Origin of the sequence: Flavobacterium succinicans LMG 10402, from assembly GCF_000611675.1 — a bacterium.
Classification (GTDB): Bacteria; Bacteroidota; Bacteroidia; order Flavobacteriales; family Flavobacteriaceae; genus Flavobacterium; species Flavobacterium succinicans.
On the sequence record NZ_JATV01000010.1, the window covers coordinates 165350 to 189023 of the forward strand.

Below are 23674 nucleotides of genomic sequence, written 5' to 3' on the forward strand. Positions count from 1 at the left end.
GATTATTTTTGCAAAAAAATATATGTAAGTTTGATGTTTCAAAATTTGATACATCATTTTTACAAAAATAGCATTAAAACCTTTGCGTACAAACATATTTAATATCGTTTTAATTTCATTTATCCTTTTGTCAGGAACAAATAGTGCCTTTTGTCAGGATATAAAGAAAAAATCAACTCCAATTCCTTCAAAAAAAACTGCAAAACAACAGCAAAAAGATGTTAAGGCATTGTCTATTCCGGAAGTTGATACCATCAAAAAAGATACTTTAAAAACTAAAAAACCTTTTTTAGAAGATAAAGTAAGATACAAAGCTCAAAACTATGTTAAAAGAGACCAAAAGAAAAACCTAATCACGCTTTATGATAAGGGTGAATTGTATTATCAAGACATAGAATTACAGTCAGGTATCATAGTTATGGACAACGAGAAACAAGAAGTTTATGCAGGCAGAATTAAAGATTCTACCGGTAAATACACTCAATATCCTGTATTTAAACAAGGAGCAAACGTAGTAGAACCTGATTCGATCCGTTTTAATTTCAAAACCAAAAAAGCCTTGATTTGGAATTCAAGGTCCGACCAAGGCGAATTTAAAATCAAAGCTTCGATTACCAAAAAAGAAAATGACTCCGTCTATTTTTTAAAAGGCGCCCGATTTACAACCTCAAAAAATGTAGACAATCCCGAATATTATTTCCAAACGAACAAAGTCAAATTTATTCCAGGTAAAAAAGTGATTACTGGTTTAACCAATATGGTAATTGCAGATGTACCTACCCCTTTAGCCTTGCCTTTTGCTTATTTTCCAATGAGTAAAGAAACTAGTGTATCGGGAATTATTTTGCCTAGCTACAATGATTCGAATGCAAGAGGTTTTTCATTACAGAATTTTGGATATTATTTTGCTTTAAGTGATCATTATGATTTAACTGTTCTTGGCGATTATTACACCAATGGTAGTTATGGAATGCGTGCAGAATCAAGCTATGCCAAACGCTATAGTTATAGAGGTAACTTTAATTTTAGATTTGAAAATTTAATTAATAGTGAGCGAGGTTATCCAGATTATTCTAAGCAATCAATCTACAATATTCAATGGTCACACTCCAAAGACTCTAAATCTAATCCAAATTCGAGTTTTTCAGCATCTGTGAATTTAGGAAGTAGTAAATATTTTCAACAATCGATTAATGTTGAAAACATAGGATCAAACTTAAACAATACCTTAAGTTCATCAGTTTCTTATTCCAAGACCTTCAATTCCGTACCACAAGTACGAATGTCATTATCTGCTACGCATTCACAAAATACACAAACAAGCGAAATCAATATGACGTTACCTACACTTCAGTTAAGTGTGGACAGAATTTTTCCTTTTGCAAAAGGTGATGGACTTAAAAAAGGCATCATCAAAAACATCAACTTGCAATACAATTTGAATGGTAGAAATAGCTTTGTCACGAACGATTCTTTATTCTTTAAATCACAAATGTTTAAAGATGCGCAAGTAGGTATGCAACATAGTATACCTATTAGTACCAACTTCAAAATTTTTAAACACTTTAGCGCATCTGCATCTGCAAATTATGAAGAAGTTTGGTATTTGAAAACCATAAAAAGATATTATAACAAAGATTTGAGCAAAGTAGTAGATGAAACTGTAAATGGTTTTGATGCTTTTAGAACCTATTCTTTATCAAGTAGTATTGGTACAACAATTTACGGAACTTTTAATTTTGGGGAGGACAAAAAAATTAAGTCCATAAGACACGTCATGCGCCCTTCTATTTCTTACGGTTACACCCCTAGTTTTGAGAAATATTATGACACTTACGCCTCAGATGCTAGTGGAAAAATGATTAAACAATACACTCGATTTGATGGTGGTATTTACGGCGTACCACGTTTGAGCAATTCTAACAACATTGGTTTTGATTTAAGCAACACTTTTGAAGCCAAAGTAACAGATAGTGATAGTACAAAAGTAGAACCCAAAAAAATCATGTTGCTTAACAACTTGAATTTATCAACTAGTTATGACCTTAATGCAGATGGGAAAAACACTTTAGCGTGGTCAGCAGTTAGAGTTAGTGGTGGAACACAGCTTTTTAAAGACAAAATGCAAGTTAACTTCGGAGCCACTTTAGATCCTTATGCAATTGACAATTCTGGGAATCGTGTCAACATCTATAACATAAATAATGGAGGAAGTTTGTTTAGAATGACTAGTGCAAATATGACTTTAAATTATTCCATAGCAAGTACCGATTTCGACAAAAAACAAAAAGATGATAGTCAGGTAAAACGTAATGGTGGACGAGAAGATGATTTATTTGGTAAAAGCAATGATGTATTGAACCGTAAAAGCCAATTTGAGGACTCCGACGACGAATCCAATGGAGAAGATGTAATCACCACCTTTTTTAAATCAGCTTTGCCATGGGATATGACCTTTGCCTACTCTTTAACCTATGGAAACAATAATAGAGAACGAAAAATAATCAATAACTCAATAATGATTTCTGCTAATGCAGATTTAACCCCAAAATGGAAAGCAGGTATCTCAACAGGTTATGATTTTGTACAAAAAGGAATCACTTTTACTCAAATTCGTTTTGAAAGAGATTTAATGAGCTGGAGAATGGATTTCAACTGGACTCCTTTTGGTGACAATTCCAATTGGAACTTCTTCATTGGTATTAAATCTGGTGTGTTAAGTGATATTAAATGGAATAAACGAAGAGTAAACGACAAAGCACTTCAATAAACTTACAATAAATAAAATAGAATGAAAAAAGTAATTTTTACTACAGAGGCTCCATCTCCGATTGGACCATACAGTCAAGCCATTTTAAAAGGAAATACCCTTTATACTTCTGGACAAATTGCACTAGATCCTACAAGTGACGAACTCGTTACAGATTCTATCGAAAAAGAGACAGAACAAGTAATGCTAAATTTAAAAGCCGTACTCGCAGCTGCAAACATGACCTTTGAAAACGTAGTGAAAACCAGTATTTTTATCATGGATATGAATGATTTTGCAGCAATAAACCAAGTGTACGGATCATTCTTAAATGAAAAAACCGCTCCAGCTCGTGAAACGGTTCAAGTGGCATGTTTGCCAAAAAATGTAAATGTAGAAATATCTATGATTGCTGTGCTATAGCATTGAGTAATAATTGTGCTGTAGCTGCATTAGTTGCAAGTGGCACATTATGAACATCACAAACCCGTATCAGCATATTAATATCTGCCTCGTGTGGGTGACTAGACAAAGGATCTTTAAAAAAGAGTACCATATTGGTTTTTCCTTCACCCACTCTACCGGCAATTTGTGCATCACCACCTAAGGGACCAGAAAGCATTCTTCGAACTTTAAATCCTACTTCTTCTGCTTTCCCTCCTGTTGTTCCAGTTGCAATCAAATTAATGTTTTGGGAATCAAGAATAGCTTTGTTTTTAACTAAAAAATCAATTAAATCCTTTTTTTTGCCGTCATGCGCAATTATAGCTATTTCCATAATTAACTATTAGCCACGTGATACGCGATTAATCCATCGATTGGTCTACGTAAAACGTTCCCTAATTTTAATTCATATTTATCAAAAGTCACTTGCAATTCTTCTCTCAAGTAAAAAGCGATAGAACCTACAAAATGGACAGGAATTTCTTGGTGATTATCATATTGTTTAATATAATTTTTCACAAATGATTTCATCCCTTTGTAAATGATTTTTTTACAAAATTCGTTTTCTTTATGTTTGATTAAAAACTTTGCAAACGTAGCTAAATAAGCATTTGGATTAGGCTCTTTGTATAATTTATTTTTAATAAAATCAGGATCTACATTGTAGTCTTTTTCAAATTCTACAGCAAGTTCTTTAGGCATTTTGTTAAAATAGTATTTTCTAATTAACTCTTTACCAAAAACATTTCCACTACAATCGTCCATGACAATATATCCAAGAGATTGTACTTTTTGATGTAATTTTTTACCATCAAAATAACTGCAATTTGAACCTGTACCCAAAATACTTACAATTGCTTCCTCCCCTTTAGGAGTTGTTGCATATACAGCTGCATAAGTATCTTCTTGAACACTAACAATAGCATTTGGAAAATATTCTTGAAAAACTTGAGTCAATAATTGAATCATTCTTATTGTACCACAACCGGCACCGTAAAAGAATAAATGTGTTGCTGCATTTTTATTTTGCAATATATCAAAGCGATCGTTCAAACGATCTACTATTTCTTTCTCGTTTAAAATTTCAGGATTTAATCCCAAGGTTTGTGTGGTAAAAAGAACTTTACCTTTGTCATCAATTGCGATCCAATCGGCTTTCGTAGAACCACTGTCAACTATTAATTTCATATAATTTTGTATTTAAGTTTTGTTTAGAAGCAAAACACACAAGCTTTTTTGGACTTGTGTGTTTTGTAAAAATAGAAAAACTTTCGAGAATCGATGATTTCCGAAAGCTTTTTTTCTTAATTTTTATTTTAAACCTGAAATATGAACAGATAAATCAATCAATTTGCTTGAATAGCCATATTCATTATCATACCAAGAAACTAATTTGAAGAAAGTTGAATTTAATCCAATTCCAGCACCTGCATCAATGATAGAAGTTCTTTTATCAGAAATAAAATCTTGAGAAACTACTGCATCTTCAGTAAATCCAAGAACACCTTTCATAGTTGTTTCTGAAGCTGTTTTCAACGCTGCCATAATTTCTTCATAAGAAGTTTCTTTAGCTACTTTTACAGTTAAATCTACAACAGAAACGTCAGCAGTTGGTACACGGAAAGCCATACCAGTTAATTTTCCATTCAAAGCAGGAATTACTTTCCCTACAGCTTTAGCTGCTCCAGTTGAAGAAGGGATGATATTGATAGCAGCTGCACGTCCACCTCTCCAGTCTTTTCTAGAAGGACCATCAGCAGTCATTTGTGTTGACGTTGTAGCGTGAACTGTAGTCATTAACGCTTCTACAATTCCAAAATTATCATTGATTACTTTAGCTAATGGAGCTAAACAGTTTGTAGTACAAGAAGCATTAGAAACAATTACATCTGAAGCTTTAGCTTCTGTATGGTTTACGCCCATTACAAACATTGGTGCATCAGCAGATGGTGCAGAAATGATTACTTTTTTAGCTCCACCTTTAATGTGCTCGTTTGCAGTTTCGATAGTTGTAAAAATACCAGTACATTCAGCAACTACATCAACATCTACTTCATTCCATTTTAAGTCTGCAGGATTTCTTTCAGCAGTAATACGGATGTTTCTACCGTTAACAAATAATTTTCCTTCTTTTACTTCAACAGTTCCGTCAAAACGACCGTGAACTGAATCATATTTTAACAAATAAGCCAAATGATCTACATCTAACAAGTCATTGATTGCAACAACTTCAACATTATCTCTATTGAAAGACTCTCTAAAAACAATTCTTCCAATTCGCCCAAACCCGTTTATTCCTAATTTTACTTTTGACATGTTTACTAAATTTAAATTAATTTTTTTTTCTACAGTTTATATTTTTATTAAATCGACATGATATCTGAAACGCGAAGCAATTCTCTATCAATTTCAGTGTGTCCTTTTATAGCTTGCTCTAATGGAGTCAATTCTACTTTGTTGTTTAGCAAACCTACCATCAAATTGGATTTACCTTCAAGAATGGATTCAACAGCTTTAACCCCAAGCCTACTTGCTAATACACGATCAAAACAAGAAGGTGCTCCACCACGTTGCATGTGTCCTAGTACTGAAACGCGAACGTCATATTCTGGAAAATTCGATTCTACATAATCTTTAAGTTCAAAAACATTTTTACCTGTTTTATCTCCTTCAGCGATTACCACAATACTAGATGTTTTACCGGTGGTTTTACTCTTTTTTAATGACTCTAACAAACGTTCCAAGCCAAGATCTTCTTCTGGAATTAATATTTCTTCTGCACCAGCACCAATTCCTGCATTTAAAGCAATATGACCAGCATCTCTTCCCATAACTTCAATTAAAAACAAACGGTTATGAGAACTCGCTGTATCTCTAATTTTATCAATAACATCCACCACAGTATTTAAAGCGGTATCATATCCTAGCGTATGGCTAGTACCATAAATATCGTTATCAATCGTTCCTGGAATACCAATTACTGGAAATCCAAATTCTGTATTGAAGAGCAATCCACCAGTAAATGATCCATCTCCTCCAATTACTATTAAGGCCTCTACTCCTTCTTTAACCAAGTTATCATAGGCTTTTTTACGTCCTTCAGGCGTTCTAAACTCTTGTGATCTTGCTGATTTTAAAAAGGTACCTCCTTTGTTTATAATGTTATTCACACTTCTTGGACCCAATTCTTTGAAGTCACCTTCAATCATACCTTGGTACCCTCTATAAATACCTACACAACCAATGTTATGAAACGCACAAGTTCGAACTACTGAACGAATCGCTGCATTCATCCCTGGGGAATCACCTCCCGATGTTAGTACTCCTATTTTTTTTATTGTTTTTGACATTTTCTATATATTTATATGTAAATTTAATGAACATTGGTTACTTTTAATAATTTCTTATTATATTTTTAATATTTTGATATAAATTCAAACGTTTTCGTTGATAAGTTCTCCTTTTTTACAATAAATGCAAGTTAATTTTGCACTTAATTTATTTTACTATTCATTTTTTGACAAATCAATAATTTTCAATTGTGGTTCAATTAAAAAAAAATAAAAGAAAAATCAAGCACATTTCAAAAATTATGTAGACAAATAATATGTCGCTAAAAGGGGTATATTTTGGTTTAAATAGCATTCTTTCTCTATAAATTTATAAAGAAAAACAAACAATACTACTTCTACTGTCATCAAATTAACTTTTTAATAACTTGTGATAAAGCATTAAAATGGAATTTATTGATGATAAAATAATAAAATAGGTGAAGTTAAAATAAAACACACCTGCATTTCGATTATTCAGTGTTTACTAAAGGAAAAACATAAACACACAAGCAACAATAATTCTTCACTAATTAGAAAACGAAAATCTTTACAAAAAAAATAGCACAAAAAAACCCGTTGGCTCAGTAGCAACGGGTTTTGTAACTATACTATTCTAACACCTAATATTCTTCTTCGGGAAGAGTGCCCTCATTATTGTTTTTGGGCTTTTCTTGTGCTTGCTTTTTTGATTTATTAAAATTGATATAATCTGGAGGCAAACTTGAATCATTAATGATCTCAGAAGATTTTGTAGTGATAGTCAATTTATGTTTTTTAAAAATTAGCGTCACAAATTCTTTGAAACTATCAAAATCAACATCATAAGAAATACCCACTCCTTGTGTATATCCAATTCCTTGACCTATATAATTGATGTCATTTTCTTTATTAAACAATCTAAGATTAAAATTTCCAGCATCATTTACTCTATATAATATTTCCACATCGCCCACAATTGCTGATTCGTTAACACCACCAAAAGGAACTCCTACTTTTCCATTAATTGTAATTCTTTCGTTTAATTGTGAAGATACCGTTGCTACAAATCGACCATCAGTTTCTCGACCCACTCTTCGATCTGCTGTAATTACATTTACACCAATTTTTAACTTATCATCGTCTGATTGAATAATATCACCCAAAAGTCCCGAAGCCGTTTCGAATAAACTCGAAGAAAAATCAGACTGACTAATCCCTTCAGGACTTAGGAAACTACCTGATGACAGCAAATAAAGAGCTTGAGTGTATCTAGTATCCTTATCATTTAATTTATATTGAATTTCAGAGCCCAAAACAGAACTTACCGTTGGAAATAAAATATTAAAATCAGGCTCTGGACGAGCTAAATCACCTCGAATTCCAACGACAACTTCTACGGGTACTTTGGTATTTAAAGATGAATTTTCAAGTAATACTGATGGATTAGCAGAAGTCTTATAAACAGCTTCTAAGTTCAATTGAGCTTTTAATGGGTTACCTTCCCAAATTATAGATCCTCCTTTTTTTACGGCAAACTTCTTATCTATTAAACCTCCATATTTAAAATTATACGTTCCTTCGTAAGCCTGAAAATCCCCCCACATATTAAACTTTCCTAAGGTATTAATTTTGAAAAGCAAAGATCCAAAACCTTTTCCTTTCATTCCATGACCTGTATTTCTATCTAAAATAACTTCTACTTCAGCATTTGGATTAACATCAAAATCAAATTCAAGTTCCAATCCGTTATAATCTCTTATTTTTTCAATTACACCAAACTTCGAGTTGTTTTTTTCTTTTGCTGTGATAAAATGTATAAAACCATTTTCACTAATACTCTCGGCATTGTTTATAGGTATCTTAACAGAAGTTCCTTTTTCTGATTTAGCCACAACTTTAATAAAAAGCCCATCAGTAGGCCCTTTTACAAGTGCAGTGCCATCAATAAATGCAGTTCCAAAATAAGCGGCATCATCACTGTCTTTGGTGTCAAGCGCCAAAAATCGTTTCGAATCTATTTTTAAATCTAATTTCCAATCTGAAAATTGATTGTGCTCTACCACTCCATTTAAAATTCCTTGCGTTTTAAACTTAGTATCAAAAATTCCATTGTTTCGAAATAAAAATTTCTCATTAGAAAGATCGACAACAGTCTTATCATTTAATTCATAATCCACATTTAGATAGGGAATATTTATCCCTGCCCCTTCAAGGTACAATCTGCCATTGATATCAGGCTTGGAGGTCGTTCCTTGTATTTTGGTATTACCTGAAACTAAACCTCTGATGTTCTTCAAAATTCCACCTGCTACTGGCGTTAAAAATGAGAGATTAAATTTATCCAACTTAACATCAAAGTCCAACACCGTTTCATTGTTCACAACTTCAAAGTATCCTGCAGCACTAAAGGATTCAAAATTATCATTTTCAAGATGCGATTGCATTTCAAACTTTTTAAAAGATTGATCACCAGTAATATCCAGTGAAAGATTACCAAAAAAAACATTGTTCACTTTTAAACGATCTACAAACACGGCCGCCGTAGGTTTATACACCAAGCCTTCTTGCTCAAAATTGACTTGACCGCTTATATTTCCATTAAACTCGAATTTTTCATCATAAGGAGTAATTTTTCTCAAATCAACATTTTTAAAGTTCAAATGTAAATCTTTGTAATTCTTACCCTTAATCAAACCACTCAAATCAATTTCTTGATCCTCATGTGTTAAAACAATATCATTGATGGCGAAATTTTGTAAAGTTTTATCAAAAACGATCTGATTACTTTGAGTTTCATTGGCATTAATATTCCAAAAGAAGTTTTTAAATTTTATATCAGATTTTGAAAAACCAATTACGTTATTTTTATTTTTATCTATAGTGTGAAAAAGATTTAAATTGTAAACATCCTCTCCTTTATTACCTCCTTTGAATTCGCTTCTAATTTTTAAAGAATCCTTAGTTGTTACATTAATCAAGCTAAAATCACTGATTTTATATACACTTGTTTTTATGCTATCCAATTCAACAAAAGTATTAAACAAAGGGTTTTTGTTGTCCACCACAAGCCTCACATTGTCTAAAGTTGTACCTGATGCGGTGATACTATTGGACGCAAAATTCATTTTAAACAAGTTGTGATCAGAATCAATAATCCCTTTAATTTTTGAATCTGTACCTACTGTGATTTCTGGATAAAGTGCTTCAACAATTTTATCATAAATAGAAAAATCAAACTTTAAGTATTGTCCTTTGGCTACTTTAATTGGTTTATAATTACCATAAAGACTTCCCAATGAGTTTTGAACCAAAGCTCCTAATTGAGCAAATTTGTATTTTCCAACCACTTGTCCTTCACCCACGTCATTGGATTCTAAAGTAACGGTTCTACTATTTTTATCATCAAAGAAAGAAGAAACATGAATATCATCAAAAGAATAACTATTTTTCGTATTTTGATACTGCACATTTTTCACGAAAACATCGCCATAAATGTTATCAATTGAATTACCAACACATGCAACTTTTATATCTCCTTTGAAATTAGAAATCTTTTCAGAGTCAAAATGAAGTTGATATAAATGAGCTTTACCGATGGCGATTTCAAAATCATACTTATTTTGTTTTCCACTCAAATCCACCAATCCCTCAAAATTCATATCTAAATTAGGATCATTGATAGTAACTTTACCCTTATATAAAGGCATGGTAAATCTACCATCAAGAACTAAATTGGTATAAGTATAATTATTAAAAGTAATGGATGAAACACCCCCTTTAACGCTAGTATTTAAACTTTTCTCCGTAAAACCTAGTCCATCAACACCCAAATTCGCGCTGGTTTTCCCTAGCTGTTTTTGATCCAAAAGACTGCCTAAATTAAAATCTACTAAATCAATCGTTCCTTTATACTTTGCTTTATCTGATTGATTCATATTCAAAATCACTAAGTCTGAGGCCACAGCTCCAAGTGCCGAATTCATTTTGAAATTGGCTATAATGTTTTCTGTAGTTAATTCTGTCGTTCCTACCAAATTTACCTCTCCCATTTTCATTAAAACTTCTGGCAGGCTTTTACCTAAAACATTGGGTAAAATACGCACCAAGTTTTCATAGCTTGTAGACAGAGATTTAAAATTTCCCTTCATAAAAAAAGCTTGAGATTTTGAAGGAAAAAGATTTTGAAAATTCAAAGTACCAACAATCTTAGAACCCTGATTATCGAACAACAAAAGATCTGAAAGCCATAAATTATTTAAAGTGCCTTGTACTCTAGAACGAGCGGTAAAATAGAGATTGCGTCCTAATTCATTATAAAAACAACGAATATCATTGGATCCGATTTTAGCTGATTTTAGTTTAATATCAAACTTAACTTTATTGTTAAAATCGGCAAAGTCTTCAATTTTATAGTTCAATGTTACCTCTCCTTTCAACTTAGATGCTTTGGTAGTAAGATCTAAGTTTCGAATCCGGATTTGTTTTTTGTTGTAATTAAATTTTCCACTTAATTTTTTCACAAAAATACCACGATGATCTTTAAAAGAAAGATGATTGATGTTGGTTTGTACTTCAGGACCTAGAATTTTAAAATCGCTGATCTGAGCATACAATTTTGTAAAATCGACATCTTTGGGCACAACCCGATTTTCATCTGTTAAAATAAAATGTCCATTGGAAATAAATGCCTCTCTAGCGGTCATTAAAAAAGGTTTGGTGGAAGGTTTTCCAGTTTCAAACGCTTCAATAAAAACATCAAGATTGGTCAACTTTTCTTTTTTATAGGTCTTTAAATTAAACAATAAGCCGTCTAATTTAATTCCATTAAAAATCAAATCGCCATCTACAATTTTTTTAATCCCAATAATATCCGTCTTGATCCGATTGGCATATATTAAGGTGTCTTTATGGTGATCAGTAATCAACACCTTCTTAAGTTTTACCCCTCCAAAAATTGAAATTGCTACTTGATCCACCACGATTGAAGTCCCGTAAGAAGTATTAATTTCTTCCATTAGGGCTTTGGCTAACCTTGTTTGAACAGCTGGTATTGCCAAAGAAATCCCAACCAACAAAAGTAGCAGTAGGAATGCCATGACGACACGAAATAGTATTTTTTTAATTGTTTTGATAGTAGTTCTAATTAAATAATCGGTTGTAACACATATAAAACACACAAAAGAGAAGCAACGTATTACTCATTACGGCTATAATTCTAATGACTTAGGCTGCCATTTCATAAAAAATAGCTAATTTTGACCAAGCCGTAAAAATAAAGATTTTTACAACCATTTTTCAAATTAAATTTAAAATTCGTCCCCATTTTTATGGAAAATAAAAATAGCTATATCCTTGCGATAGAAAGCTCTTGCGATGACACGGCAGCTGCGGTTTTACTCAACGATAAAGTGCTATCTAACGTAGTTGCTAACCAACTAATTCACAACCAATATGGCGGCGTAGTTCCTGAGCTTGCTTCTAGAGCACACCAGCAAAACATCGTTCCTGTTATTGATGCAGCCCTTAAAAAAGCAGGAATAACAAAAGAACAACTTTCAGCAATTGCCTTCACTCAAGGTCCAGGATTGATGGGTTCGTTGTTGGTGGGTAGCTCGTTTGCAAAGTCTTTGGCTGCCGCACTACAAATTCCTTTAATTGCTGTAAATCACATGCACGCGCACATTCTTGCTCACTTTATTGACGAAGAAGGATATGACAAGCCTGAATTTCCTTTTTTGGCACTAACCATAAGTGGAGGTCATACCCAAATTGTAAGGGTAGATGGCTTTTTTGATATGACTATAATTGGCGAAACCACTGATGATGCTGTTGGTGAAGCTTTTGATAAAAGTGCCAAAATACTTGGATTGCCTTATCCTGGTGGCCCCTTAGTAGATAAATTGGCTCAAACAGGAAATCCAAAAGCTTATGTATTTACTAAACCAAAGGTACCTGGTTTAGATTTTAGTTTCTCTGGGTTAAAAACTGCTATTTTATATTTTATTCAAAAAAATGTAAAAGAAAATTCTGACTTTATTGAACTAAATAAAAATGACATCTGTGCTTCGATTCAACATACCATCATTGCAATTTTGATGGATAAACTAAAAATGGCAGTAAAAGAAACAGGAATCAAACAAATTGCAATAGGTGGAGGCGTTTCAGCCAATTCCGGAATTAGAAATACTTTGAAAGAAGCAGAAAAAAAATACGGATGGAAAACATTTATTCCAAAATTCGAATACACTACAGACAATGCTGCTATGATTGGAATTGTGGGATATCAAAAATTTTTAACGCAACAATTTGAATCAGCCTCAGTGGTTTCAAAAGCAAGAATCTTATTTTAATATGCAATTATTTTACAACCCTTCGATTAACGAAACTTCGACTTCTTTTATTTTTGACAAAGAAGAAAGCAAGCATATTGTCAAGGTATTACGAAAAAAAGACGGCGACATACTATTTGTTACCAATGGCTTAGGTTATTTATTCAAAACGGCCGTAACCTTGGCATCAGACAGTAAGTGTGCTGTAACTATTCTGTCTTACGAAAAAATATCTCCTTCTGCCCACCCGGTACATATAGCGGTAGCGCCCACTAAAATGAACGATCGCTTTGAATGGTTTTTAGAAAAAGCAACTGAAATTGGTATTCAAGAAATAACTCCTATTATTTGTGACCGATCCGAGCGAAAAATCATCAACAAAGAACGATTTGAAAAAATTATTTTGACTGCCATGAAACAATGCAATCAATTGTATTTACCTAAAATAAATGATGCCATTTCATACAAAGACTTTTTCAAAAAACAATATGAAGGTGTTTTATTAATCGCTCATTGTGAAGAAACCGAAAAAAAATCCTTAAAGTCCATTTTACAGCCCAACCAAAAAACGACAATTTTAATCGGCCCTGAAGGTGATTTCTCCGAAAAAGAAATTGATTTAGCAATCGCCAATAATTATATTCCGGTAACACTTGGCAACACTCGCCTCCGAACTGAAACCGCAGCAGTTGTGGCTTGCCATAGTGTTGTTTTCTTTAACGAATAGCTCAATTTTTCAGCCCTTAATATCCATCAAATGAAAAGAAGTCTGATACTCCTACTTTTATTTACCTTCTTTAGTAGTAAGGCACAAGAAATTGCACTTTTAAAATACAATGGTGGTGGCGATTGGTACGCAAACCCAACTTCGTTACCCAATTTGATCCGTTTCTGCAATGCCAACATCAACACCCGAATCAAAGCTAAACCAGCAACCGTTGAACCTAGTAATCCAGACCTTTTTTCCTATCCTTACATTCATATGACTGGACATGGCAATGTCCTTTTTAATGCTTCTGATACTGCAAACTTAAAACAATACCTTGAAGGTGGTGGCTTCTTACATATTGATGATAATTACGGAATGGATCAATTTGTTCGAAAAGAAATAAAAAAAATAGCTCCAAATCATGAACTAATTGAGATACCATCAAATCATCCCATTTTTCAAAAACCCTATGCTTTCCCCAACGGTTTACCCAAAATACATGAACATGATGCTAAAAGACCACAAGCCTTTGGGTTTTTTATACACAATCGTTTAGCACTACTCTACACCTATGAAACTGACTTAGGTGATGGTTGGGAAGATGCAGAGGTAAACAACGACCCAATCGAAATTCGACAAAAAGCTTTACAAATGGGTGCGAACATCATTCATTATATTTTTAATAATTAATACTGTTTTTCATGCAATTAGCACATGAATCGGTTCCTTTTCAAGACCAACAATTTCCAATCGTACTTGTTTGTGATTCTCTTGTTTTTCAACCAAATATTGGTTCCATTTTTCGAATAAGCGAAGCGTTTGGAGTGGAAAAAATTATTTTTTTAGGAATTGGAAATCAAATGAATCCAAGAAAAATAAATAAAACATCTAGAAGCACACATTTACATGTTCCTTATGAATTATATGATACTAAAGAGGATGTACTTGCCTATTTAATTGAAAATGATTTTGAAATTATAGCCTTGGAAATCACCACTACAAGTATTCCTTTGGAAACCATTACCATACCTCAAAATAAAAAAATCGCCTTGCTGATAGGAAATGAAATTGAAGGAATTTCTGAATATTTTTTGAATTATTCCCATCAAATTGCTCATATTGAAATGTTTGGAAAAAATAGCAGTATGAATGTAGTTCAAGCCACTGGAATTGCGCTTTACGAGATTACAAAGTACTTAAAAAACAATATAAATGTTTGATTTTTAACATTTTGAAAAATCAATTTTAAGAATAAAAAATTGGCTATTTGAATATTATGTTATAAAATTGTTAAACTATTAACCAAATTAACACTATTTATAACAATTTAAATCCCAATTTATGAAAAAAATTTTAGCAAGTGCTGGTATCATGATCATGCTGTTTTCATGTCAGAACGAAGAAACAATTAACACAAGCGCAGAAAGTCAAGCTGTCACTAAAAGAGGATGTGCAACCAATGAAGTCTTTCAAGCACAATTAGCTGCAGATCCCAGTTTAGCGCTCCGCGTAAACCAAATTGAAGAATTTACTCAAAATGCAAGACTTACCGGAAAATTAGTTAACGGAAAGGTCGTAATTCCTGTTGTTGTAAATGTATTGTATCGTACAGCAGCTGAAAATATATCAGACGCATTAATTCAATCTCAAATTGATGTTTTAAATAAAGATTTCACCGCCACAAACACTGATTTCTCAAGTACTCCAGCTCTATTTGCTGGTGTAGCTGCCAATGTTGACATTAGATTTGAACTTGTCAAAATCAATCGTAAATCAACCACAAAAACATCTTGGGGAACCAGAGATGCCATGAAAAAAACAAATCAAGGTGGTATAGCACCAACTTCTCCATCTAATACTTTAAACTTATGGGCTTGTACCATTGGCGGAGGTATTTTAGGTTATGCTCAATTTCCTGGTGGAGCAGCTGCTACAGATGGAGTGGTAATCGATTCAAAATATATTGGAGTTACAAGTAACTCAGGGGCAAGTTATCCCTATAACCTAGGAAGAACGGCCAGTCATGAAGTAGGACATTGGATGAATTTAAGACATATTTGGGGTGATGCAACTTGCGGAAGTGATTTAGTTGCTGACACCCCTACACATAATGCTCCTAATTATGGCGTACCTACTTATCCACATTTAAGCACATGTACTGGCACACCGGTTGAAATGACAATGAACTATATGGATTATACTGATGATAGAGGAATGTATATGTTTACCAATGGTCAAAAATCTAGAATGTCCGCTCTATTTATTAGCGGTGGTGCAAGAGCTGGGTTTGGAATCTAAAAACAACTTCAACTTATTTATCTTAAAACTCGCTACTTAAAGCGAGTTTTTTTTATATTTTTACCCCAAACAATTAAAATATGATGACCTCCAAATTGATTGCAAACGGTATTTTAAGAGCAATTGTAATTATTTTAGCCACAGTGGTTGGAATTTACTTATTATATCAAATTCAATCTGTGTTAATATATCTGATAGTATCCTTGATACTAACCTTAATCGGTAATCCGTTTTTAGATTTTTTCAAGAAACGATTGAAATTTTCACATACTTTAGCTACTTTGTTCACAATAGGTATTTTTGTGGCTATTATTTTTGGACTTATAATTCTTTTCGTTCCGCTAATTGCAGCGCAAGGTCAAAATCTTTCCTTACTAAATACTGCTGAAATCGAAAAAAATGCCATAGCACTATTTCAACAACTCAATCAATTTTTAGAAAGTCATCATATCAATTTGAAAAAAATATTTGACTTCAAAAATTTCTCTTCCAAAGTAAACTTTAGTGTTATTCCTAATTTTCTAAATACTCTTTTAGGTACAATTAGTAGTTTTGGTATGGGATTGGCCTCTGTACTGTTCATCACTTTTTTCTTTCTTAAAGATCGTGTTTATTTTATCATAGGCGCTAAAAAACTTATACCGGATAGTCATGAGGAGCAAATTTTAGATTCGTTACATAAAATCAACCATTTACTCTCCCGCTATTTTATTGGACTACTTGTTCAATTATCAATCGTTTTTGTCTTGTACTTGATAGTATTATTGATTTTTGGAATTCCTAATGCCATAATTATTGCTTTCTTGTGTGCTGTGCTAAATATAATTCCCTACATCGGCCCACTAATAGCCTCCGTTTTGGCTGCCCTTTTAACTATGATTAGCCACCTAGGCGGTAATTTTCAAACCGAAATTATTCCGGCAACTATCTATGTTTTAATTGGATTTTGGATTGTACAAATCATCGACAATAATCTTTCGCAACCCATAATTTTCTCTAAAAGTGTAAGTTCCCATCCGCTGGAAATTTTCTTAGTCATCTTAATTGCAGGGTTTTTATTTGGAATTTTAGGAATGGTAATTGCCGTACCTTTGTACACCATCCTAAAAGTAATCGGAAAAGTATTTTTTCCAGAAAACAAAGTCATTCAATTGTTAACCAAAGATATTTAGCCTTGAATTTAAATGTATTAAATAGCGAAATTCAACACTTCATAAACGAAAATTTACATCTTAACATTACGCAGTTAGCGTTACAAAAAAATCCTTTTACAACAGTAGATTGGATTGAAATTTTGAGTCAAATAGAGAGTAAATCGAAAGCAAAAGACAAATTACCTAGCTGGTTTAGCACCGAAAACATACTATATCCACCTAAGATTTCTATTGAACAAACCTCTTCAGAAAGCACTGCTTTATACAAATCAAAGTTAATCTCTGGCACCAACTTGATTGATTTAACAGGCGGTTTAGGTGTTGACGATTATTATTTTTCAAAGAGATTTCAAAAAGTAGTCCATTGTGAAATAAACTCTGCTCTTTCTAAACTCACCGCACACAATTTCAAACAATTACACGCTACAAACATTGAATGTATCTCGGGAGATAGTCAGGAATTTCTACTTCAATCCACTACCATTTGGGACTGGATTTACATTGATCCCTCTCGAAGAAACGATCAGAAAGGCAAAGTCTTTATGCTAAAAGATTGTCTTCCGAATGTTCCAAGTAATTTAGATTTTTACTTTACAAAATCAAAATCGATTTTAATTAAAACTGCTCCATTACTTGACATAACAGCCGGTTTAGCTGAATTAAAACATGTTAAAAACATTCATATTGTCGCCCTAAACAATGAAGTAAAAGAGTTGTTATGGGAATTACATAAAGATTATGTTGGACCAACAACATTAAAGACAGTTAATATTACTAAAAACAAAACAGAAGTTTTTGAGGTACCCACAACAACAAGCATTGCAAGTTATGGCGCACCCGAAAGCTATTTGTATGAACCCAATAGTGCAATCATGAAATCCGGTGGTTTTGATGCCATTAGTGCTATATTTAAAATAAACAAATTACATCCAAATTCTCATTTATACACTAACTCTACACTAATTGATTTTCCAGGACGCAGTTTTAAAATCATCAAAACTCTGCATTACAATAAGTTATCCTTAAAAAAAGAGCTCACCAATCAAAAAGCCAATGTCACCACAAGAAATTTCCCAGAAAGTGTAGAAAACATTAGAAAAAAATGGAAAATAAAGGAAGGTGGAGCATCCTATTGTTTTTTTACAACCGATATGAATAATAATAAAATAGTCTTAATTTGCGACAAAATTTAAAACAACATGAAGCACTTATTTCTTACCATCCTTATCCTTTCTAGTTTTTCTTTATTTGCACAAAAACAATGTGAATATAGTACCAATGTCGTAGATTCAATAGGAAGCTATAAAGTCACAAAAGAATACATGATTAGCGAAAAAAACTTTGCCGGCACTTCTAGTTACATTTTCTTTTCACTAGCTCTAACGGATGGAATTCCAACTTTAAACATACAATTGATTCAAAAAAGCAAAGGCTTTCTAAAAGCCAACTGCTTCGATAAAAACTCAAAATTATTTCTTCAATTAAATGATGGAAGTATTATTTCTCTGATCCATAAAGATCAAGAAAATTGCGGGACTTTATTAAGAGATGACAAAGGTTTTGATAATAGAGTTACATCTGGCGAATTTTACTTTGTAAAAGACAGTTTTGACAAGCTAAAAAATTCACCGATTTCACTCATGAGAATAAAATACTTAACGGATTTAGAGGATTATGCAGTTAAGAAAGAATTCACTTCTGAGTTAGACAACAAAGTCTATTTTCCGGAAACTTATTTCATTAAAAATCTTTCGTGTATAGAAAATTAGTTGCACTTCCATTTTGTATTAGCAACTGCGTCTTTGCTAGCATTAGATAAACTATAATGCCACCATTCTGAATCAAAAGGCACAAATCCATTTTTTTTCATAATTTTTTTTAAGAGCTTACGGTTGTCCATAATTTTTTTGTCTAAAAAAGGATAGCCGTGCGCTGCTTCTTGTCCAAAAAAATCAAAAGAAGTCCCCATCTCAACCTCTTGACCATCTAAAGTCACCAATGTTATATCAACTGCTCCTCCTCTATTATGTATGGAACCTTTAGCTGGATTGGCTACGTATTTAGGATTAGGAACAATAGTCCACATTTTTTTTTGAATATCCAAAGGACGATAGCAATCAAAAATTTTAATTCTATAGCCTTTTTTTATAAAATTTTCATTAGCATTTACCAAGGCTTTTACAGTTTTTAAGCGTAACAAACAAGCTGCACAATCATACACTTTAGATTTTAGAAAATTATCCTCTGTCGCATATTTCATATCATAAATAAATGCATCGCTGTAATCACTCAAATCCACAAATGTAGTATCAGTAATGGTTGCGTCAGTAACAAGTCGATCTGAAGCTGACTGTCCATACAAAAGTGGTGACCTAGAAACTAAGCATACAAAAAAAAGAGAAGGAAGTAAATGTCTAAAAAGCATAGCTGGAAATATTTTATAAATATATAAATTTCAATCATCCAGAACTAGTATAAACAAAAAAACGATACTATTTCTAGTATCGTTTTCAGTGAACGCAGAAGGATTCGAACCTTCGACCGCCTGCTTAGAAGGCAGGTGCTCTATCCAGCTGAGCTATGCGTCCATGTTGTCGGGGTGGCAGGATTCGAACCTGCGACCTCCTGCTCCCAAAGCAGGCGCGATAACCGGGCTACGCTACACCCCGAGTGCAAATATTTGCGGAGAGACAGGGACTCGAACCCTGGCGACGGTTACCCGTCGACAGATTAGCAATCTGCTCCATTACCGCTCTGGCACCTCTCCTAAAACAAATAAACTTGTTTCGTTTTGCGGTTGCAAATTTAAGACATCTTTACGTTTCTCACAACTATTTCCTTACTTTTTTTAAATTATTTTTGAATGTTTTTCTAAAGGAGTTAACAATCAAACATATAGAAAAGAAAATAAAATCAAAACATGAAGTCTAATAGTAATTATTTAAAAGAAAATAAAAAAAACACTAAAAAAGATTAAATTTGCTATTAAAACCAAACTATTATTATATTATGAATAAGAAAGTAGTCATTGTCTCAGCTGCTAGAACACCAATAGGAAGTTTCATGGGAGCACTATCAAGCATTTCAGCCCCAAAATTAGGTGCGATAGCTATACAAGGAGCGTTGAATAAAATCAATTTAAACGCAAACCTAGTCGATGAAGTATACATGGGAAATGTAATTCAAGCTGGAGTTGGCCAAGCCCCTGCTCGTCAAGCAGCGTTATATGCAGGACTTTCACAAGAAGTAGCTTGTACCACAATTAACAAAGTATGTGCTTCAGGAATGAAAGCAGTGATGCTGGCTGCACAAGCTATTCAGTGCGGAGATGCTGAAATTGTAATTGCTGGAGGTATGGAAAACATGAGTTTAATTCCACACTATATGAATCTTCGCTCCGGTACTAAATTTGGACCTAACACTATGGTCGACGGCATGCAAAAAGATGGCCTAACAGACGCTTATGACAATACCGCCATGGGAGTAAGTGCAGATCTTTGCGCCAAAGAATATCAAATCACAAGAGAAGAACAAGACGCTTTCGCTATCGCTTCTTATCAAAAATCAAAAGCAGCATGGGATGGAGGAAAATTCGACAACGAAGTGGTTCCTGTTCCTGTTCCACAGCGTAAAGGAGAGCCTATTTTAGTCACTAAAGACGAAGAGTACACTAACGTAAGCCTTGATAAAATTCCAGCCCTTAATCCAGTTTTCACTAAAGAAGGCTCAGTTACCGCAGCTAACGCATCGACTATTAACGATGGTGCCGCAGCACTTGTATTGATGAGCGAAGAAAAAGCAACAGCACTAGGTCTAAAACCTTTGGCTTACATACGCGGTTATGCTGATGCCGCTCAAGAACCAAAGTGGTTTACAACAAGTCCTGCTAAAGCATTACCCAAAGCATTAGCAAAAGCAGAAGTGAAATTAGAGGAAGTTGATTTCTTTGAATTTAACGAAGCTTTCTCTGTCGTTGGACTAGCTAATGCTAAAATTTTAGGTCTAAACGATGACAAACTTAATATAAATGGAGGCGCTGTATCTTTGGGACATCCTCTAGGTTGCTCAGGCGCACGTATCATAGTGACCTTAATTAATGTGTTAGAGCAAAATAATGGTACCTATGGCGCTGCTGCAATTTGTAATGGCGGCGGTGGAGCTTCAGCTATTGTTATTGAAAAGGCCTAAACAACTATTTCTATTTGAATACTAAAATAACATCAAATGTTTGGAATCTGTAATTTAGCGATAATCCCACAAAGATTAGAGCCAAGCGACAAAAGTGAAATCGTATCTCAAGTTCTTTTTGGAGAACATTTTGAAATCATAGATCAACATAATCAATGGTCAAAAATCAGAACAGAATTTGATCAATACGAGGGCTGGGTAGATAGTAAACAGTATCAATCAATAAGTGCTACGGAATACAACCAACTCTCAACAGCAAATTGTATTTTGAATGCAGACTTAATTGAATATGTTACAGGTTCCAATAATTTAATGATACCAATTCCCTTAGGAGCAAGTTTATCGTTTTTAAATTACAACGAAATAAATATCAAGAAATTAAGTTTCGAAGGAACTAAAATCAGCGGTATAAAACCGAAAGAATGTTTACTCAAAACTGCCTTTATGTATTTAAATGCTCCCTATTTATGGGGAGGAAAAACACCATTCGGAATTGATTGTTCCGGTTTTACACAAATGGTTTATAAAATTAATGGCTATAAGCTACTAAGAGACGCCTCTCAACAAGCCAACCAAGGAGAATCTTTAAGTTTTATTGAAGAAAGCGAACCTGGTGATTTGGCTTTTTTTGATAACGAAGAAGGTAACATCATTCATGTTGGTATTATTATGGCTGATAATTATATCATCCATGCCTCGGGTAAAATCAGAATTGATCGCTTAGACCACTTAGGCATCTACAACATAGAAACCCAAAAACACACCCACCAACTTAGAGTTATTAAAAAAATTATATAGCAAAAAAAAGTCGTTCAAAATGAACGACTTTTTTTTACTCTTTACCCATTAGCTTTTAGTTTTTAAAGCCTCATACTTATCCATCATATCCAAAGCGCGATACAAATTCATTAATAATTTAGAAACATCCGAATTACTTGGATCCAACTTTAAAGCTTTTTCTAAATAAACGACCGCCGATTTAACCAAATCATCTTTTTGATTTTTCAAAACGTCATATTGTTTTGCATCTTCAACTGAAGTACCAAGCATCGACATTTTACTTGAAATATCTTTTTTACGATCTAACACAATAGAAGCTAGATCGATATAGTTATCAACATCGTTTGGGTTTAAATCAACAAGTGTCTTATAATTAATTTCAGCATTGGTTAAATCTCCTTTTTCAGCATATAAAAAGGCTATTTTCTTTAAAATTTCGACTTTTTTAGAACTTGCCTTCGTATTACGAGGCTCTATATGTGATCCCTCCTTTACTGACAGATCTCTCTTTCTTAAAGAACTAAAAAGCTCCTCTTGATTTGTGTTTTTATTGACAGCATAATATTCAAGTGCATTTCCGGTGTACTTTAACGATTTCAGTAATTCATAATTTTTTAGAGCTAAATCATATTGTTTAGCATTGAAATAGTTAGAAGCGGCATTATACAATTGAACAGTATCTTTATTATCCATCTCGTAGAGATAAACCATTTTATTTGCCGATTCACTAAAATTTCGAGCATTATTATCCGTAGCAGCACTTATCTCTAATTCATTCTTTAAATCAATAATTCCTTGACGTGCTTGTACTGCATACTTAAATTTATTTGAATCAATTTCAAATACTAAAATCTCTTTGTAGCAAGCTACCGCTAAAGCCATATTTTTCGGTGCATCAATCTTTTTGTTAGCTAAAGCAATATAAGACTTTGCTTTTAAAAAATAAAAATCTGACTTATCCTCTTCTTTAGCATTGATTATAAGATACTCAATACTGTTTAAGATTTGCAATGAGACTTCTACATTACCTTTAGTCAATTCAATTTGCGCATCAGCGATTTTCTCTTTTTGAGCAAAACCCGACAGGCTTAAACCGAACACCAAAAGTGTACAAAAATATATTTTTTTCATAATAGAGTAGGTTAACAATAATTGGATTAGTTTGTTACACAGCGTTTTAAAATTTAATATTGGCCAAGAAATTTAAACTAATATTTATTGCAAAATAGAATATTTTTTTGATAAAATTAACACTAGAAAACCCAATATTAAGAGTAATTATGTTTTTACTACTATTTTAACACAAACCACCTTTTTATTACAGCCATAATTACATAATAACCACAAAAAATAGATTAAAAATAATTTATTAAAATAAATACTTTTCTCAGTAATTAAAGCGTACAAAAAAAAACATATACCCAAACAAAACATATCCAAAAAAGAATAACTTACTAAAATGCTTTTTGGGATATTTTGTTTAACAAAATATCCCAAAAAATATTATTTAAAAAAATCCATAAAAAAAAGAGCAGTTAAAAAGAGGCCACTGAAAAACCTCGTCGAATTTGATAGGCATTGTTTTTAGACAATAAAAAAACGCTTATAATTGGAATTTTACCTTCCTTTTATAAGCGTTTTCTCTTTTTGATTAATTTTATTTGAGATTTTATTGTGGCTACATTTCGATTTATCTAAGTTCATTTTAGATG

Annotated in this window: 19 protein-coding genes and 3 tRNA genes; 12 read left to right on the forward strand and 10 right to left on the reverse strand. The window is 32.9% G+C overall.

Translation table 11 applies throughout. The features are described from left to right. Window positions 1-82: 82 nt before the first annotated feature. On the forward strand, window positions 83-2770 hold the full coding sequence (locus AO58_RS17235; protein WP_051536703.1) for a putative LPS assembly protein LptD: 2688 nt from the start codon (window positions 83-85) through the stop codon (window positions 2768-2770). Between the two features lie 21 nt (window positions 2771-2791). Continuing rightward, window positions 2792-3172, forward strand: a complete 381-nt coding sequence (locus AO58_RS0111520; protein WP_024981851.1) for a Rid family detoxifying hydrolase — start codon at window positions 2792-2794, stop codon at window positions 3170-3172. Here AO58_RS0111520 and AO58_RS0111525 read toward each other — a convergent pair. From AO58_RS0111525 to AO58_RS0111545, 5 genes are all read right to left on the reverse strand, one after another. Beyond that, the gene (locus AO58_RS0111525) at window positions 3153-3527 is read right to left on the reverse strand and encodes a methylglyoxal synthase (protein ID WP_024981852.1); all 375 of its coding nucleotides are present in this window, start codon (window positions 3525-3527) and stop codon (window positions 3153-3155) included. The genes AO58_RS0111520 and AO58_RS0111525 overlap by 20 nt on opposite strands. Before the next feature lie 2 nt (window positions 3528-3529). Beyond that, window positions 3530-4381, reverse strand: a complete 852-nt coding sequence (locus tag AO58_RS0111530; protein WP_024981853.1) for an N-acetylglucosamine kinase — start codon at window positions 4379-4381, stop codon at window positions 3530-3532. A gap of 123 nt (window positions 4382-4504) precedes the next feature. Next, window positions 4505-5509 (reverse strand): type I glyceraldehyde-3-phosphate dehydrogenase, encoded by a 1005-nt coding sequence (gap, locus tag AO58_RS0111535; protein WP_024981854.1) that lies wholly within the window; start codon window positions 5507-5509, stop codon window positions 4505-4507. Between the two features lie 47 nt (window positions 5510-5556). Continuing rightward, window positions 5557-6543, reverse strand: a complete 987-nt coding sequence (gene pfkA, locus AO58_RS0111540) for a 6-phosphofructokinase (RefSeq protein WP_024981855.1) — start codon at window positions 6541-6543, stop codon at window positions 5557-5559. A gap of 602 nt (window positions 6544-7145) precedes the next feature. After that, window positions 7146-11600 carry a translocation/assembly module TamB domain-containing protein gene (locus tag AO58_RS0111545; protein WP_035717715.1) on the reverse strand — a complete coding sequence of 1485 codons (4455 nt, stop codon included), beginning with the start codon at window positions 11598-11600 and terminating at the stop codon, window positions 7146-7148. Window positions 11601-11831: 231 nt separating this feature from the next. Between AO58_RS0111545 and tsaD the strand changes: the two genes are divergently transcribed. From tsaD to AO58_RS0111585, 8 genes are all read left to right on the forward strand, one after another. Further along, complete coding sequence (gene tsaD / locus AO58_RS0111550; RefSeq protein ID WP_024981857.1) at window positions 11832-12854, forward strand: tRNA (adenosine(37)-N6)-threonylcarbamoyltransferase complex transferase subunit TsaD; 1023 nt, start codon at window positions 11832-11834, stop codon at window positions 12852-12854. Window position 12855: 1 nt separating this feature from the next. Further along, a complete protein-coding gene (locus AO58_RS0111555) occupies window positions 12856-13560 on the forward strand; it encodes a 16S rRNA (uracil(1498)-N(3))-methyltransferase (protein WP_024981858.1) in 705 nt (234 codons plus the stop codon). A gap of 30 nt (window positions 13561-13590) precedes the next feature. Next, window positions 13591-14232, forward strand: coding sequence for a DUF4159 domain-containing protein (locus tag AO58_RS0111560; RefSeq protein WP_024981859.1), 642 nt, complete (start codon window positions 13591-13593; stop codon window positions 14230-14232). An 11-nt stretch (window positions 14233-14243) separates the two neighbouring features. After that, window positions 14244-14762 (forward strand): TrmH family RNA methyltransferase, encoded by a 519-nt coding sequence (locus AO58_RS0111565; protein ID WP_024981860.1) that lies wholly within the window; start codon window positions 14244-14246, stop codon window positions 14760-14762. 121 nt (window positions 14763-14883) lie between these two features. Further along, on the forward strand, window positions 14884-15840 hold the full coding sequence (locus AO58_RS0111570; protein ID WP_024981861.1) for a zinc metalloprotease: 957 nt from the start codon (window positions 14884-14886) through the stop codon (window positions 15838-15840). An 80-nt stretch (window positions 15841-15920) separates the two neighbouring features. Continuing rightward, window positions 15921-17012 carry an AI-2E family transporter gene (locus AO58_RS0111575; protein WP_024981862.1) on the forward strand — a complete coding sequence of 364 codons (1092 nt, stop codon included), beginning with the start codon at window positions 15921-15923 and terminating at the stop codon, window positions 17010-17012. 2 nt (window positions 17013-17014) lie between these two features. Continuing rightward, window positions 17015-18187 carry a THUMP-like domain-containing protein gene (locus AO58_RS0111580; protein WP_024981863.1) on the forward strand — a complete coding sequence of 391 codons (1173 nt, stop codon included), beginning with the start codon at window positions 17015-17017 and terminating at the stop codon, window positions 18185-18187. A gap of 6 nt (window positions 18188-18193) precedes the next feature. Further along, complete coding sequence (locus AO58_RS0111585) at window positions 18194-18763, forward strand: hypothetical protein (RefSeq protein WP_024981864.1); 570 nt, start codon at window positions 18194-18196, stop codon at window positions 18761-18763. On the opposite strand, the gene AO58_RS0111590 is transcribed toward AO58_RS0111585, so the two are convergent. From AO58_RS0111590 to AO58_RS0111605, 4 genes are all read right to left on the reverse strand, one after another. Beyond that, on the reverse strand, window positions 18760-19419 hold the full coding sequence (locus tag AO58_RS0111590; protein ID WP_024981865.1) for a M15 family metallopeptidase: 660 nt from the start codon (window positions 19417-19419) through the stop codon (window positions 18760-18762). The genes AO58_RS0111585 and AO58_RS0111590 overlap by 4 nt on opposite strands. Before the next feature lie 89 nt (window positions 19420-19508). Continuing rightward, window positions 19509-19582, reverse strand: a tRNA-Arg gene (locus tag AO58_RS0111595). Between the two features lie 6 nt (window positions 19583-19588). Continuing rightward, window positions 19589-19663, reverse strand: a tRNA-Pro gene (locus AO58_RS0111600). Window positions 19664-19677: 14 nt separating this feature from the next. Further along, window positions 19678-19761, reverse strand: a tRNA-Ser gene (locus AO58_RS0111605). Window positions 19762-20003: 242 nt separating this feature from the next. Here AO58_RS0111605 and AO58_RS0111610 point away from each other — a divergent pair. Both AO58_RS0111610 and AO58_RS0111615 read left to right on the forward strand, forming a co-directional pair. Next, window positions 20004-21182: an acetyl-CoA C-acyltransferase gene (locus AO58_RS0111610; RefSeq protein WP_024981866.1), complete on the forward strand. Its 1179-nt coding sequence runs from the start codon at window positions 20004-20006 to the stop codon at window positions 21180-21182. Between the two features lie 36 nt (window positions 21183-21218). Then, window positions 21219-21980, forward strand: coding sequence for a C40 family peptidase (locus tag AO58_RS0111615; protein ID WP_024981867.1), 762 nt, complete (start codon window positions 21219-21221; stop codon window positions 21978-21980). A 48-nt stretch (window positions 21981-22028) separates the two neighbouring features. On the opposite strand, the gene AO58_RS0111620 is transcribed toward AO58_RS0111615, so the two are convergent. Further along, window positions 22029-23093 carry a tetratricopeptide repeat protein gene (locus AO58_RS0111620; protein WP_024981868.1) on the reverse strand — a complete coding sequence of 355 codons (1065 nt, stop codon included), beginning with the start codon at window positions 23091-23093 and terminating at the stop codon, window positions 22029-22031. Between the last annotated feature and the right edge of the window lie 581 nt (window positions 23094-23674).

Excerpts from the sequence above, each read along its gene's own strand:
- AO58_RS0111520 (WP_024981851.1), top strand. The coding sequence starts at position 2,792 with ATGAAAAAAGTAATTTTTACTACAGAGGCTCCATCTCCGATTGGACCA.
- AO58_RS0111525 (WP_024981852.1), bottom strand. The coding sequence starts at position 3,527 with ATGGAAATAGCTATAATTGCGCATGACGGCAAAAAAAAGGATTTAATT.
- AO58_RS0111530 (WP_024981853.1), bottom strand. The coding sequence starts at position 4,381 with ATGAAATTAATAGTTGACAGTGGTTCTACGAAAGCCGATTGGATCGCA.
- gap (WP_024981854.1), bottom strand. The coding sequence starts at position 5,509 with ATGTCAAAAGTAAAATTAGGAATAAACGGGTTTGGGCGAATTGGAAGA.
- pfkA (WP_024981855.1), bottom strand. The coding sequence starts at position 6,543 with ATGTCAAAAACAATAAAAAAAATAGGAGTACTAACATCGGGAGGTGAT.
- AO58_RS0111545 (WP_035717715.1), bottom strand. The coding sequence starts at position 11,600 with ATGGCATTCCTACTGCTACTTTTGTTGGTTGGGATTTCTTTGGCAATA.
- tsaD (WP_024981857.1), top strand. The coding sequence starts at position 11,832 with ATGGAAAATAAAAATAGCTATATCCTTGCGATAGAAAGCTCTTGCGAT.
- AO58_RS0111555 (WP_024981858.1), top strand. The coding sequence starts at position 12,856 with ATGCAATTATTTTACAACCCTTCGATTAACGAAACTTCGACTTCTTTT.
- AO58_RS0111560 (WP_024981859.1), top strand. The coding sequence starts at position 13,591 with ATGAAAAGAAGTCTGATACTCCTACTTTTATTTACCTTCTTTAGTAGT.
- AO58_RS0111565 (WP_024981860.1), top strand. The coding sequence starts at position 14,244 with ATGCAATTAGCACATGAATCGGTTCCTTTTCAAGACCAACAATTTCCA.
- AO58_RS0111570 (WP_024981861.1), top strand. The coding sequence starts at position 14,884 with ATGAAAAAAATTTTAGCAAGTGCTGGTATCATGATCATGCTGTTTTCA.
- AO58_RS0111575 (WP_024981862.1), top strand. The coding sequence starts at position 15,921 with ATGATGACCTCCAAATTGATTGCAAACGGTATTTTAAGAGCAATTGTA.
- AO58_RS0111585 (WP_024981864.1), top strand. The coding sequence starts at position 18,194 with ATGAAGCACTTATTTCTTACCATCCTTATCCTTTCTAGTTTTTCTTTA.
- AO58_RS0111590 (WP_024981865.1), bottom strand. The coding sequence starts at position 19,419 with ATGCTTTTTAGACATTTACTTCCTTCTCTTTTTTTTGTATGCTTAGTT.
- AO58_RS0111610 (WP_024981866.1), top strand. The coding sequence starts at position 20,004 with ATGAATAAGAAAGTAGTCATTGTCTCAGCTGCTAGAACACCAATAGGA.
- AO58_RS0111615 (WP_024981867.1), top strand. The coding sequence starts at position 21,219 with ATGTTTGGAATCTGTAATTTAGCGATAATCCCACAAAGATTAGAGCCA.
- AO58_RS0111620 (WP_024981868.1), bottom strand. The coding sequence starts at position 23,093 with ATGAAAAAAATATATTTTTGTACACTTTTGGTGTTCGGTTTAAGCCTG.